This is a genomic window from Stutzerimonas stutzeri (assembly GCF_002890895.1).
Lineage (GTDB): Bacteria > Pseudomonadota > Gammaproteobacteria > Pseudomonadales > Pseudomonadaceae > Stutzerimonas > Stutzerimonas stutzeri_AB.
This window is the reverse complement of the sequence record NZ_POUL01000003.1, coordinates 105518-118894: the sequence shown is the minus strand read 5'-3', so window position 1 is coordinate 118894 and position 13377 is coordinate 105518. Positions and strand designations below refer to the sequence as shown.

Here is a 13377-nt window from a genome sequence, read left to right as displayed (position 1 = left end):
GATACGATCTGGTAAGTTCGCCCGCTTGCAGCCGCAGGGCCGGCACGGGCCGGCAGAGGGATTTCACTATCCTGCGCAATGGACATAGCGAGAGGCGTTCATCCATGCCCATTACTAAGACGACACCCAGCAACCAACTGATCCGCGCCTTCGTTCCTTATAAGGAGTCCAAGGGCGAGGAATACATGAGCGATGACATGCGCGCTCATTTCACCGGCATCCTCAACAAGTGGAAGCTGGAGCTGATGGAAGAAGTCGACCGCACCGTGCATCACATGCAGGACGAAGCGGCCAACTTCCCTGATCCGGCCGACCGCGCCAGCCAGGAAGAAGAGTTCAGCCTGGAACTGCGTGCCCGTGACCGCGAGCGCAAGCTGATCAAGAAGATCGACGAGACGCTGCAGCTGATCGAAGACAATGAGTACGGCTGGTGCGATTCCTGCGGCGTCGAAATCGGTATCCGTCGCCTGGAAGCCCGCCCCACCGCCACGCTGTGCATTGATTGCAAGACGCTGGCGGAGATCAAGGAAAAGCAGATCGGTTCCTGATCCCGAACGGGGCGCTACGGCGCCCCGCCTCATTTGCGCCCTCCCGCGCCCCAGCTTCACCCCGCCTCGACGCCCTTTATCCGAGCCGGCTCATGTCCACACCCTCTCCATATATAGGCCGCTTCGCGCCGACCCCCAGTGGTTACCTGCACTTCGGCTCGCTGATTGCCGCCCTCGCTTCCTATCTCGACGCCCGTGCCGTGGGTGGTCGTTGGCTGTTGCGCATGGAGGACCTCGATCCGCCGCGTGAAATGCCAGGCGCTCAGTCTGCGATTCTCCGGGCGCTGGAAGCCTACGGGTTTCAGTGGGATGGAGAGATGGTCCGCCAGAGCGATCGGCTTGATGTCTATAACACGGTGATCGAGCGGCTCAGGCAGGACGGCCATGCGTATGCCTGCACCTGTTCGCGCAAACAATTGCAGGCGTTCGCCGGACTGTACCCAGGCTTCTGCCGCGAAGCAGGACGCGACACCCAGGACGCCGCCATTCGCCTGCGCGTGCCGGATCGAACCTACAGCTTCAACGACCGCGTCCAGGGCCAGTACAGCCAGGACCTGGGTCGTGAAGTTGGCGATTTCGTCATTCGCCGCAGAGACGGGCTGATCGCCTATCAGCTGGCAGTGGTGCTCGACGATGCCTGGCAAGGCATCACCGACGTTGTCCGTGGCGCCGATCTGCTCGACTCCACACCGCGCCAGCTGTTCCTGCAGGAGCTGCTTGGCCTTTCCCGCCCGCGCTATCTGCACGTGCCGCTGATCATCCAACCGGACGGCCATAAGCTGGGCAAGCGTTACCGCTCGCCGCCACTGGAGCCGGCCGAAGCCACACCGCTGTTGCTGCGCGCGTTGCGCGCGCTCGGCCAAACCACTCCGAGCGCGCTGACCGATGCCCTGCCCGATGAGGTACTGACCTGGGCAATCGCCCACTGGGATGCCGAGCGCATTCCGCGCTGTCGCACCCTTGCCGAGTCGCAGCTGCGCTGAGGCAGCATCTTTACCTTCGGCGTGAGACAAACCGACCCGCGCCGCTCTTTTCTGCCAGCCTGTGGCCTGCCGCTTGCCGCTTCCTTTACCATCCGCCTACTTTCGACACGAGTTCCAGCATGTATATCTACCGACTGGTGCTGCTCCTGGTGGTGGGGATCTATCTGTTTTCCCCTGCCATCATGGACTGGTGGATTGACCCCAACGGCGCGTGGTACCGGCCTTATCTGTTGTGGCTGATCCTCATCGTGGTGACCTTCATTCTTCAGAGTCAACGCGATGCAGACGAGCTTTAGCCTCAGCCACCTGATTCTGATCAGTGTCGCCTACCTGCTGGTGCTGTTCGGCGTCGCCTGGGTCAGCGAGCGCGGGCTGATCCCGCGCAGCATCATTCGCCATCCGCTCACCTACACGCTGTCCCTTGGCGTCTACGCCAGCGCCTGGGCTTTCTATGGCACGGTGGGTCTGGCCTATCAGTACGGGTACGGTTTCCTCGCCACCTACCTGGGCGTGTGCGGCGCATTTCTGCTGGCGCCGGTACTGCTTTATCCGATACTGCGCATTACCCGGACCTACCAGCTGGCGTCGCTGGCGGACCTGTTCGCCTTCCGCTTCCGTAGCACCTGGAGCGGTGCACTGACCACGGTGGTCATGCTGATTGGCATGTTGCCGCTACTCGCCCTGCAGATTCAGGCCGTCGCCGACGCCATCGGGATTCTCACCCTAGAGCCTCTGCAGGAAAGGGTCGCGCTGGGTTACTGCGTGATGATCATGCTGTTCACCATCCTCTTCGGTGCCCGCCATATCGCCACGCGGGAAAAGCACGAAGGGCTGGTGTTCGCCATCGCCTTCGAATCGGTGGTCAAGCTGCTGACCTTCGGCGCGATCGGTTTGTATGCACTGTTTGTCGTGTTTGGCGGGCCGCATCAGCTGGAAATCTGGCTGCTGCAGAACCAGTCGGCGCTGCAGGCCCTGCACACGCCGCTGCAGGAAGGCCCGTGGCGCACTCTGCTGCTGGTGTTCTTCGCCTCAGCGATCGTGATGCCGCACATGTATCACATGACCTTTACCGAAAACCTCAACCCGCGCGCCTTGGTCAGCGCCAGCTGGGGCCTGCCACTGTACTTACTGCTGATGAGTCTGGCCGTACCGCTGATTCTCTGGGCCGGACTCAAGCTTGGCGTCAGCACCAATCCTGAATACTTCACCCTCGGCCTCGGTATTACGGCGCAGAGCGAGACATTGACGCTGCTGGCTTTCGTCGGCGGACTTTCGGCCTCCAGCGGGCTGATCATCGTCAGCACCCTGGCCTTGTCGGGCATGGCGCTCAACCACCTGGTACTGCCGCTCTACCAGCCGCCCACCGAAGGCAACATCTACCGCTGGTTGAAATGGACCCGGCGCAGCCTGATCCTCGCCATCATCATGGCCGGCTACGGCTTCTATTTGTTACTCGGTGCGGAACAGGACCTGTCGAACCTAGGCATCGTCGCTTTTGTGGCGACCCTGCAGTTTCTGCCTGGTGTGCTGTCGGTGCTGTATTGGCCTACCGCCAATCGCCGGGGCTACATTGTAGGGCTGCTGGCCGGCATCGCCGTCTGGGTTGTGACCATGCTGCTGCCGCTGGTAGGCAACCTTGATGGTTTCTATATCCCGCTGTTCAACGTGGTCTACGTGCTCGACGACACCAGCTGGCACCTGGCGGCAATCGCCTCGCTGGCGGTCAACGTGCTGGCGTTTTCGCTGTTCTCGTTGTTCACCGAGACCAGCGCCGAGGAGCAAGCCGCCGCCGAAGCCTGTGCAGTGGAAAACGTACGCCGACCGCAACGTCGTGAACTGGCAGCTGCGTCGCCACAGGAGTTCGCCACCCAGCTGGCCAAGCCGCTCGGCGCCAAGACCGCGCAGCGTGAGGTTGAGCAGGCGCTGCGCGATCTGCAGCTGCCCTTTGACGAGCATCGCCCCTATGCCTTGCGCCGGCTCCGCGACCGGATCGAGGCAAACCTTTCAGGCCTGATGGGTCCGAGCGTTGCCCAGGACATCGTCGAGAATTTCCTCTCGTACAAGAACGGTGCGGACAGCTACGTCACCGAAGATATCCATTTCATCGAGAGTCGCCTGGAGGATTATCACTCGCGCCTGACTGGCCTGGCCGCCGAGCTCGATGCACTGCGCCGCTATCACCGGCAGACCCTGCAGGAGCTGCCGATGGGCGTCTGCTCGCTGGCCAAGGATCAGGAGATCCTGATGTGGAACAGAGCGCTGGAAGAGCTCACCGAGATTCCCGCGCTGCAGGTGGTGGGCTCGCGCCTGTCGACCATCGCCGAGCCTTGGCAGAGTTTGTTGAGCGACTTCACTCAGCAGCGCGAAGAGCACCTGCATAAACAGCGGCTGCAACTGGACGGCCACAGCCGCTGCCTGAACTTGCACAAGGCCGCGATTGCCGAGCCATTGGCACCGGGCAGCAGCGGGCTGGTACTGCTGATCGAAGACCTCACCGAGACCCAGCAGCTTGAAGATCGGCTGGTCCACTCCGAGCGCCTGGCCAGCATTGGCCGACTGGCGGCCGGGGTCGCCCACGAAATCGGCAACCCGATCACCGGCATCGCCTGCCTGGCGCAGAACCTACGCGAGGAGCGCGAGGCAGACCCGGAGATCATCGAGACCAGCAACCAGATCGTCGAGCAGACAAAGCGGGTCTCGCGCATCGTTCAGTCGCTGATGAGTTTCGCCCACGCTGGCGGCAGACAGCAGGACCGGTACCCGGTAAGCCTGGCCGAGGTGGCTCAAGATGCAATTGCCCTGCTCTCACTCAACCGCCACGGCACCGAGGTGCGCTTTTTCAACCTCTGCGACCCCGGTCATGTGGCCGAGGGAGACCCGCAGCGGCTCGCTCAGGTACTGATCAACCTGCTGTCCAATGCCCGCGACGCATCGGAGCCCGGCGGCGCCATCCGAGTACGCAGCGAGGTCTCCGAACAGACCGTCTATCTCATCGTCGAAGACGAAGGCAGCGGCATTCCGCAGTCGATTCAGGATCGACTTTTCGAGCCATTTTTCACCACCAAGGACCCCGGCGAGGGCACAGGGCTGGGCCTCGCACTGGTCTATTCGATCGTGGAAGAGCATTATGGGCAAATCAATATTGATAGCCCGGCCGACCCGGAAACCCAACGCGGCACGCGTTTCCGCATCACCCTGCCGCGTCATGCCGAGGCAACAGATTCCGGTGATTGACGAGGCGACGGCAGTTTTTAGCCCGGTCTCGACCATGAGTGACCCAGCGTATAGCTGGCCCCGCCGCGACCTGGGTGAAGATGACGCTGGCGCCCCGCAGCCGCACCGCGGCGGCTTGCACAGGTTCGTAAACGAGCCCTCTTCAGCGCCGTTTCCAGCCAATGTGTAGCCGCTTTCAGACCGTCGAGAGAGTACTGATGTCCCATATTCTGATCGTCGAAGACGAAACTATTATCCGCTCCGCCCTGCGCCGACTGCTCGAGCGCAACCAATACGAGGTCAGCGAAGCCGGCTCGGTACAGGAAGCTCAGGAGCGCTTCAGCATTCCCTCTTTCGATCTGATCGTCAGCGACCTGCGCCTGCCAGGCGCTCCCGGTACCGAGCTGATCAAGCTGGCCGAAGGCACGCCCGTGCTGATCATGACCAGCTACGCCAGCCTGCGCTCGGCAGTGGACTCGATGAAAATGGGCGCGGTGGACTACATCGCCAAGCCCTTTGATCACGACGAGATGCTGCAAACCGTGGCACGCATTCTTCATGATCGGCAGCAAGCTGCCGCAGCGCCAGCTGAGACATCACGCAACGCCACGCCCGCTGCTGACGCAACGACAGAAGACTCCATCAATGGCGATCTTGGCATCATTGGTCGCTGCGGCCCGATGCAGGACTTGTTCGGCAAGATCCGCAAGGTCGCTCCGACCGACTCCAACGTATTGATCCAAGGCGAATCGGGCACTGGCAAAGAGCTGGTTGCCCGCGCAATGCATAACCTTTCCCGTCGCGCCAAGGCGCCGATGATCTCGGTCAATTGCGCCGCCATTCCGGAAACCCTGATCGAGTCCGAACTCTTCGGCCACGAGAAAGGTGCCTTTACCGGCGCCAGTGCCGGCCGCGCCGGCCTGGTCGAGGCCGCTGATGGCGGCACCCTGTTTCTCGACGAAATCGGAGAGCTGCCGCTGGAGGCACAGGCGCGACTGTTACGCGTACTGCAGGAAGGCGAAATTCGGCGGGTGGGCTCTACCCAGTCGCAAAAAGTCAATGTGCGCCTGGTCGCTGCAACCCACCGTGATCTGAAGACGCTGGCCAAAAATGGGCAATTTCGCGAAGACCTCTACTACCGACTGCACGTCATCGCCTTGAAACTCCCGCCCCTGCGTGAACGCGGCGCCGATGTGCTGGAGATCGCCAAGGCTTTCCTGGCACGCCAGAGCGAGCGCATGGGCAGTGAGGGTTTGCATTTCTCCCGCGAGGCCGAGCAGGCCGTACGGCAGTACGGCTGGCCGGGGAACGTGCGCGAACTGGAGAATGCCATCGAGCGCGCGGCAATTCTCAGTGAGAGTGACGAGATCAGCGCTGAGCTACTGGGTATCGATATCGAGCTCGACCCTCTCGACGAAGATTTCGATGAACCCGGCGTTCCGCTCGGTTCCGCTGTCTCGACCAGCAACGAGCCAACCGAGGATCTGTCGCTGGAAGACTATTTTCAGCATTTCGTACTTGAGCACCAGGACCACATGACCGAGACCGAGCTCGCCCGCAAGCTCGGCATCAGCCGCAAGTGCCTGTGGGAGCGTCGCCAGCGACTGGGGATACCACGACGCAAATCGGCCGCCGCTGGGTAGTGCGCTGTTACCGCCACTACCAAGACGTAACAAAATGCGGGTTCATCGGTAACGGCCGCCACCGACCCCACAGGCAAAACCAACCACGAAAAACACCAAACCATTGATTTTAAAGACTTTTCAAAAACTGGCACGGCTAATGCTTTATATCTAGCACAACAACAATAACAAGCAGACCCACAACAAGAACAAGACGTACCGGCTCTAGCAAAATAAAGACAATAAGGCAGAGGCGTAGCTAACTGATTCTTTTGGAGAGGAAATGCCAAATGGGGTTTTGCCCCACGACCAGGCTGAGAACAACAAAAACTGCATAAGCAGCGCCTGAACTGGTTGGATCGAATGATCAATGGTAAATCAGCGACCAAAGAAATCCGTTTGCTCTTTGCTCCCAATGTAGGAGCGATTCCCGGACGCGATAGCTGAAGGGAACGGGCGACCCAAACAAAAACAACACGCCCGAAATACTAATAACAACAAAGCACGCGACATCATTTAAAGGGGGAGCTTCGGCTCCCCCTCGTGCTTTCTGGCCCTCGCCGTACTTTGACACCTCTCCGCGCTTCGTTCACCATCCCTGCTCCCGGTGCTAGAATCCACGCCTGTTTCGTGGCTATTCACCTCGCCACCTTGTCATTTCGCCACACAGTGCCTCTCATGCTGAAAAAGCTGTTCCAGTCTTTTCGTTTCCCCCTGCGCCGACTACCGCATCCTCGTCGCACCCCCGAAATACTGTCCAGCCGGCAGCATTCGCTGCACCGCAACGATCTCAGCCGACACGCTGTCAGCGTCGTCGAGCGCCTCCAGCATGCCGGCTACGAGGCTTATGTCGTGGGCGGATGCGTCCGCGACCTGCTGCTGGACCTGGAACCCAAGGACTACGATGTAGCGACCAGCGCCACGCCCGAACAGGTGCGCGCCGAATTTCGCAACGCCCGCGTCATTGGCCGCCGTTTCAAGCTGGTCCATGTGCATTTCGGTCGCGAGATCATCGAAGTCGCGACCTTCCGCGCCAACCACCCGGAAGAAGACGATTATGAAGCCAACCATCTGGCTTCGCGCAACGAGAGCGGGCGGATTCTGCGTGACAACATCTACGGCACGCTGGAAGACGATGCGCAGCGCCGCGACTTCACCATCAATGCCCTGTACTACGACCCTTCCTCCGAGCGGATCCTCGACCACACCCATGGTGTGCACGACATACGCAACCGACTGATACGTCTGATTGGCGATCCAGAGCAGCGTTACCAAGAAGATCCGGTGCGCATGCTGCGAGCAGTCCGCTTCGCCGCCAAGCTGAACTTCGAAATCGAAAAGCACAGCGCCGAGCCGATTGCTGATCTGGCCGAGCTGTTGAACGACGTGCCGTCTGCCCGCCTGTTTGATGAAATCATCAAGCTGTTCCTTAGCGGCAAAGCCGAACGCACTTTCGAATTGCTGCTCGAATACGACCTGTTCGCACCGCTTTTCCCAGCCAGCGCCGATGCACTGGAAGCCAACCCCGAGTATGCCGGCACGCTGATCCGCAACGCCCTGATCAATACCGATCTGCGTATCGCCCAGGGCAAGCCCGTCACCCCGGCCTTCCTGTTTGCGGCGCTGCTCTGGCCGGCCTTGCCGGCGCGGGTCGCCGAGGTTCAGTCACGGGGCCTGCCGCCAATCCCGGCCATGCAGGAAGCGGCACATGACCTCATATGGGAACAGTGCCAGCGCACGGCTATTCCCAAGCGCTTCACCATGCCCATGCGCGAGATCTGGGACATGCAGGAACGCCTGCCGCGCCGTCAAGGGCGGCGTGCGGACCAGCTCCTGGAGAATCCACGCTTCCGCGCCGGCTATGATTTTCTGCTGCTGCGTGAGAGCGCCGGTGAAGAAACCGATGGCTTGGGTGAATGGTGGACGGACTACCAGGAAGCCAACGAGAGCGAGCGCCGCAACATGATTCGGGGGCTGAGCAACAAGGACGATGGCAGCGGTGCTCCACGCAAACGTCGTCGCAGCAACCGTCGCAAGCGCGGCCCCAACGAAAGCGCACCGGCGTCTGCCGATTAAATGGACCGGGTTTATATCGGCCTGGGGAGCAACCTGGCCGAACCTCGCCATCAGCTGCGTAGCGCCCTCGACGCCCTGAACAGAATCCCCGACACGCATCTCGCCGCTGTGTCCTCGCTGTATCTCAGCGACCCACTAGGCCCGCCGGATCAGCCGCGTTACCACAATGCCGTGGCTGCGCTGAACACTTCATTGCCACCCCTGGCCCTGCTCGATGCGCTCCAAGCCATCGAGCTGGCCCAAGGCCGTCAACGCAAAGCCGAACGCTGGGGCCCGCGAACATTGGACCTGGACATCTTGCTGTTCGGTGATCGCCTGATCAGCGATGCGCGCCTGACGGTGCCGCATTACCACATGCATGCCAGAGCCTTCGTTCTCTACCCGCTCGCCGAGATAGCCCCGGACGGCCTGCAGCTCGCCGACGGCCGCTCGCTTGCCGCGCTCGTCGCCAGCTGCCCTTACGAAGGCCTCGAGCGGCTTGGCGAGCCGCTGTAACCCCTGGGTAACAGATGTAACCTTTGGGTAACACTCACGATTGACTTAGTTCGCCGCCATCTGGACTATAAGCGCCCTCTGCCGGCACGCATCGAAACGGGGCAACCCTGACGCTCCGCCTGCAACCGTGATCCCCGAGAGGCTTTAGGAGGACGGCATTCATGCCAGACGTAACCCTGACCACCCTGCAAGGCCTCAAGCAGAAAGGCGAGAAGATCGCCATGCTGACCTGCTATGACGCCACCTTCGCCAAGATTGCCTGCGAGGCCGGTGTCGAGATGCTGCTGATCGGTGACTCCCTGGGGATGGTCCTGCAAGGTCACGACAGCACCCTGCCGGTTTCGGTTGACGAGATGGCGTATCACACGGCCTGTGTCAAACGTGGCAACCGCGGGGCGATGATCGTCGCTGATCTGCCGTTCATGGCCAACGCCACCCTCGAACAGACGCTGAACAACTCGGCGACCTTGATGAAGGCCGGCGCGCACATGATCAAGGTCGAAGGCGCAGCTTGGCTGGCCGAGTCCATTCGCCTGTTGGCCGAGCGCGGCATCCCCGTCTGCGCGCACATGGGGCTTACCCCGCAGGCCGTGAACATCTTCGGCGGTTACAAGGTTCAGGGCCGTCAAGAAGCTCAGGCGCTGCAGATGATTGCTGACGCCAAAGCACTGGAGGATGCCGGGGCGGCGATGCTGCTGCTCGAATGCGTTCCGAGTGAATTGGCCGCACGTATTACCCAGGCGGTAACGGTACCGGTAATCGGTATTGGCGCCGGTAGCGCAACAGATGGTCAGGTCCTGGTTCTGCACGACATGCTCGGCTTGTCGCTGACCGGCCGAGCACCGAAGTTCGTCAAGAACTTCATGCGCGAGCATGGCGACATTCCGACCGCCATCGCCGCCTACGTCCTGGCGGTTAAGTCCGTCGAATTTCCTGCCGCCGAACATGGGTTCTCCGCATGAACGTGGTGAAAACTGTTGCCGACCTGCGCGCCGCAGTAACCCGCGCACGGGGCGAAGGCAAGCGCATCGGCTTTGTGCCGACCATGGGCAACCTGCATGCCGGCCACATTGCATTGATCAAGAAGGCCGGCCAGCGCGCTGACTTCGTGGTTGCCAGCATCTTCGTCAATCCGCTGCAGTTCGGCCCCAACGAAGACCTCGCCAGCTATCCGCGCACGCTGACGGCCGACCAGGACAAGCTGTTCGACGCCGGCTGCCACTTGCTGTTCGCGCCCAGCGTCGAGGAGATGTATCCGCATGGTCAGGCGCTGCAGACCATCGTCCGCGTACCAGGCGTGTCCGAGGGGCTCTGTGGCGGCAGCCGCCCAGGCCATTTCGACGGCGTCTCTACCGTTGTCAGCAAGCTGTTCAACATGGTGTTACCGGACCTTGCGGTCTTCGGCCAGAAGGACTTCCAACAGCTGGCGGTCATCCGCACTATGGTCCGCGACCTGAACATGCCCGTGCAGATCATCGGCGAGCCCATCGTACGCGCCGAGGACGGCCTGGCGCTGTCCTCACGTAACGGTTACCTCAGCGCTGACGAGCGCGCAACCGCCCCGGTGTTGCACCGCACGCTGCAGCAACTGGCCGAAGCCATACGTAACGGTGAGCGCGACTACTCGGCGCTGCTTGCTTCAGGCCATCAGCGCCTGCAGACCGCCGGCTTGCGCCCGGACTACCTGGAAGTTCGCAACGCACTGGATCTCAGCCCGGTCACGGCCGACAGCCGCGAATTGGTGATTCTCGCCGCGGCCTACCTCGGTAAGACCCGGCTGCTGGATAACCTGCTGGTAGACATCTCCCAGCGAGCGTCCTGATACAGCCGACCATCGGCCTAACCCAGCCCGGCCCTCAGTCTTGAACACACCTGAGGGTTCGGGCACACTCTGCGCCGCTTGCGCCCCCGGAGGACCCCGCCATGCACGCCATCATGCTCAAGGCTAAACTGCACCGCGCCCAGGTGACCCACTCGGTTCTGGATTACGAAGGCTCCTGCGCCATAGACGGTGACTGGCTCGACCTCGCCGGCATCCGCGAATACGAGCAGATCCAGATCTACAACGTCGACAACGGCGAGCGCTTCACTACCTATGCCATCCGCGGCGAGGAAGGCTCGAAGATCATTTCCGTCAACGGCGCCGCCGCGCACAAGGCCGGCGTGGGTCATCGAGTGATCATTTGTGCCTACGCGCACTACAGCGAAGCCGAACTGGCCAGCTTCAAGCCACACGTTTTGTATATGGGCGCCGATGGCGATCTCAGTCACACCAGCAACGCAATTCCGGTTCAGGTCGCCTGAATTCGAAGTCAGTTGATCAAAAGCCCGCATCACCCAAGTGATGCGGGCTTTTTTGTGTGCAGAGGGTTTCCCCCGACCCTATAAATCTGCAATGGTCGTCTTGTCTTGGTCGCTATCGGCAGCCTGTGCGCAACGCTTCGGAACGCCGCGCGTTTTTGCCAGTCAGACCAGTCTCGACGGTGCAGGATGCACCGTCGCCGTTGCGGTCCAATCGCAGCGGAACGCGCCTGCCGCATTCAGGACGAATGCCAGCGTGCCAGCATGATCGAATGACTGTCCGAACGAATCGCAGAGCCGCAGACAGTCCGCCAAAGCAAAGGAAGCCGCACAACCATGAGCTACTACCAGCACCCTCTCGATGCCACCGGCTTGCCATCCTGGAAGGCCTTGGAAGAACACCGCCTGGCCATGCAGAACTTCAGCATGCGCGAGGCATTCAAGGCCGATCCGACGCGCTTCGATGACCTGTCGGTTTCCTGCAGCGGCCTGTTTCTTGATTACTCAAAGAACCTGATCACCCCGGAGACCCGCACCCTATTGGTGAACCTGGCGCGCGAGGCCGGCGTCGAGCAGGCGGCCCGCGCCATGTTCGAAGGCGAGCGGATCAACGCCTCGGAAAACCGTCCGGTACTGCACACCGCGCTGCGCCGACCGATGGGCGAGTCGGTGATGGTCGACGGAAAGAACATCATGCGTGACGTGCATGCGGCGCTGGCGCAGATGACCGACATCGTCACCCGGATCCATAACAACCTCTGGCGCGGCTTCAGCGACAAGACCATCACAGACGTGGTGAACATCGGCATCGGCGGCTCGTTTCTCGGCCCGCAGCTGGTCTCCGAAGCGCTACTGCCCTTCACTCAGCATGGCGTGCGCACGCACTACCTGGCGAACATCGACGGCAGTGAATTTCGCGAGGTAACCGACAAGCTGAACGTCGAAACCACGCTGTTCATCATTTCCAGCAAGACTTTCGGCACCCTCGAAACCCTGAAGAACGCCCAGGCTGCGCGCACCTGGTACTTGGGTAAAGGCGGCACCGAGGAAAAGCTCTACCGGCATTTCATCGCGGTCACCAGCAATAAAAAAGCGGCCGTCGAGTTCGGCATCCGCGAGAAGAACATCTTTCCAATGTGGGACTGGGTTGGCGGGCGCTACTCGCTGTGGTCGGCGATCGGCCTGCCCATCGCGCTGGCCATCGGCATGTCCAACTTCAAGGACTTGCTCTCCGGTGCCTACAGCATGGACCAGCACTTCCTCAACGAGCCGTTCGAAACCAACATGCCGATCCTGTTGGCGATGTTGGGCATCTGGTACCACAACTTCTGGGACGCGCAGAGCTACGCCTTCCTGCCCTACGACCACTACCTGCGCAACTTCGTCAAACACCTGCAGCAGATGGACATGGAATCCAACGGCAAGAGCGTGCGCCAGGACGGCACACCGGTGTCCTGCAATACCGGCCCGGTGATCTGGGGCGGTGTCGGCTGTAATGGCCAGCATGCCTACCATCAGTTGCTGCACCAGGGCACACCACTGATTCCCGCAGACTTCATCGTGCCTGTGGTCAGCCACAATCCGGTCGCCGACCACCACGAGTGGCTCTACGCCAATTGCCTGTCACAGAGCCAGGCTTTGATGCGCGGCAAGACGCGCGAAGAGGCGGAGGCTGAACTGCGTGCAAAAGGCATGAGCGAAGCCGAGATCGAGCGTCTGGCGCCGCACAAGGTCATTCCGGGCAACCGACCGAGCAACACCGTGGTCATGGAAACCATCAGTCCAGGCCGTCTCGGTGCCCTCATCGCACTCTACGAGCACAAGGTGTTCGTCCAAGGCGTGATCTGGGGCATCAACTCGTTCGACCAGTGGGGCGTGGAGCTCGGCAAGGACCTGGGCAAAACCGTCTACGGCCAGATGACCAGCTTCGATGCGCAGCCCGCCGAGGACGCTTCGACCCAAGGGCTGATCAACTTCTTCCGCGGCCGTCATCGCGGCTGATCGATGCAGAACCGGACAGCGCCTGGTCGCTGTCCGGCAACCCTCCCGCCACTGTTCTGATGACTTGCACGCGTGCGACCCTGGATTGATCGGCCAGGCCTGGGTAACACCTGCGCTTCGGGTAACATTCAAGTTCCC

The 13377-nt window shown here is 61.3% G+C and carries 11 protein-coding genes; all 11 read left to right on the top strand.

What is annotated here, in order from left to right; translation table 11 throughout:
• Nucleotides 1–104 precede the first annotated feature (104 nt).
• The 11 genes from dksA (at nt 105) to pgi (ending at nt 13239) form a co-directional block, all read left to right on the top strand.
• Nucleotides 105–548 (top strand): RNA polymerase-binding protein DksA, encoded by a 444-nt coding sequence (gene dksA, locus CXK96_RS06200; protein WP_064481641.1) that lies wholly within the window; start codon nt 105–107, stop codon nt 546–548.
• A gap of 92 nt (nt 549–640) precedes the next feature.
• Nucleotides 641–1531 carry a tRNA glutamyl-Q(34) synthetase GluQRS gene (gene gluQRS, locus CXK96_RS06195; protein ID WP_102835615.1) on the top strand — a complete coding sequence of 297 codons (891 nt, stop codon included), beginning with the start codon at nt 641–643 and terminating at the stop codon, nt 1529–1531.
• Nucleotides 1532–1650: 119 nt separating this feature from the next.
• On the top strand, nt 1651–1827 hold the full coding sequence (locus CXK96_RS06190; protein ID WP_003095129.1) for a hypothetical protein: 177 nt from the start codon (nt 1651–1653) through the stop codon (nt 1825–1827).
• On the top strand, nt 1811–4765 hold the full coding sequence (locus tag CXK96_RS06185; RefSeq protein ID WP_102835614.1) for a sensor histidine kinase: 2955 nt from the start codon (nt 1811–1813) through the stop codon (nt 4763–4765). The genes CXK96_RS06190 and CXK96_RS06185 overlap by 17 nt, the downstream gene beginning before the upstream one ends.
• Before the next feature lie 197 nt (nt 4766–4962).
• Complete coding sequence (locus CXK96_RS06180; RefSeq protein WP_102835613.1) at nt 4963–6387, top strand: sigma-54-dependent transcriptional regulator; 1425 nt, start codon at nt 4963–4965, stop codon at nt 6385–6387.
• A 657-nt stretch (nt 6388–7044) separates the two neighbouring features.
• On the top strand, nt 7045–8442 hold the full coding sequence (locus CXK96_RS06175) for a polynucleotide adenylyltransferase PcnB (protein WP_102835612.1): 1398 nt from the start codon (nt 7045–7047) through the stop codon (nt 8440–8442).
• Entirely contained in the window at nt 8443–8937 is a 495-nt protein-coding gene (gene folK, locus CXK96_RS06170; protein WP_102835611.1) for a 2-amino-4-hydroxy-6-hydroxymethyldihydropteridine diphosphokinase, read from the top strand.
• A gap of 161 nt (nt 8938–9098) precedes the next feature.
• Nucleotides 9099–9899: a 3-methyl-2-oxobutanoate hydroxymethyltransferase gene (gene panB / locus CXK96_RS06165; RefSeq protein WP_102835610.1), complete on the top strand. Its 801-nt coding sequence runs from the start codon at nt 9099–9101 to the stop codon at nt 9897–9899.
• Nucleotides 9896–10759: a pantoate--beta-alanine ligase gene (panC, locus tag CXK96_RS06160; RefSeq protein WP_102835609.1), complete on the top strand. Its 864-nt coding sequence runs from the start codon at nt 9896–9898 to the stop codon at nt 10757–10759. The genes panB and panC overlap by 4 nt, the downstream gene beginning before the upstream one ends.
• Before the next feature lie 101 nt (nt 10760–10860).
• A complete protein-coding gene (gene panD, locus CXK96_RS06155) occupies nt 10861–11241 on the top strand; it encodes an aspartate 1-decarboxylase (protein ID WP_019342093.1) in 381 nt (126 codons plus the stop codon).
• A 333-nt stretch (nt 11242–11574) separates the two neighbouring features.
• Nucleotides 11575–13239 carry a glucose-6-phosphate isomerase gene (gene pgi / locus CXK96_RS06150; RefSeq protein WP_102835608.1) on the top strand — a complete coding sequence of 555 codons (1665 nt, stop codon included), beginning with the start codon at nt 11575–11577 and terminating at the stop codon, nt 13237–13239.
• The last annotated feature ends 138 nt before the right edge of the window (nt 13240–13377 follow it).

What these genes read in the sequence shown, in the direction of transcription:
- panD (WP_019342093.1), top strand. Translation starts at nt 10,861, where the DNA reads ATGCACGCCATCATGCTCAAGGCTAAACTGCACCGCGCCCAGGTGACC.
- pgi (WP_102835608.1), top strand. Translation starts at nt 11,575, where the DNA reads ATGAGCTACTACCAGCACCCTCTCGATGCCACCGGCTTGCCATCCTGG.
- CXK96_RS06180 (WP_102835613.1), top strand. Translation starts at nt 4,963, where the DNA reads ATGTCCCATATTCTGATCGTCGAAGACGAAACTATTATCCGCTCCGCC.
- panC (WP_102835609.1), top strand. Translation starts at nt 9,896, where the DNA reads ATGAACGTGGTGAAAACTGTTGCCGACCTGCGCGCCGCAGTAACCCGC.
- gluQRS (WP_102835615.1), top strand. Translation starts at nt 641, where the DNA reads ATGTCCACACCCTCTCCATATATAGGCCGCTTCGCGCCGACCCCCAGT.
- panB (WP_102835610.1), top strand. Translation starts at nt 9,099, where the DNA reads ATGCCAGACGTAACCCTGACCACCCTGCAAGGCCTCAAGCAGAAAGGC.
- folK (WP_102835611.1), top strand. Translation starts at nt 8,443, where the DNA reads ATGGACCGGGTTTATATCGGCCTGGGGAGCAACCTGGCCGAACCTCGC.
- CXK96_RS06175 (WP_102835612.1), top strand. Translation starts at nt 7,045, where the DNA reads ATGCTGAAAAAGCTGTTCCAGTCTTTTCGTTTCCCCCTGCGCCGACTA.
- dksA (WP_064481641.1), top strand. Translation starts at nt 105, where the DNA reads ATGCCCATTACTAAGACGACACCCAGCAACCAACTGATCCGCGCCTTC.
- CXK96_RS06190 (WP_003095129.1), top strand. Translation starts at nt 1,651, where the DNA reads ATGTATATCTACCGACTGGTGCTGCTCCTGGTGGTGGGGATCTATCTG.
- CXK96_RS06185 (WP_102835614.1), top strand. Translation starts at nt 1,811, where the DNA reads ATGCAGACGAGCTTTAGCCTCAGCCACCTGATTCTGATCAGTGTCGCC.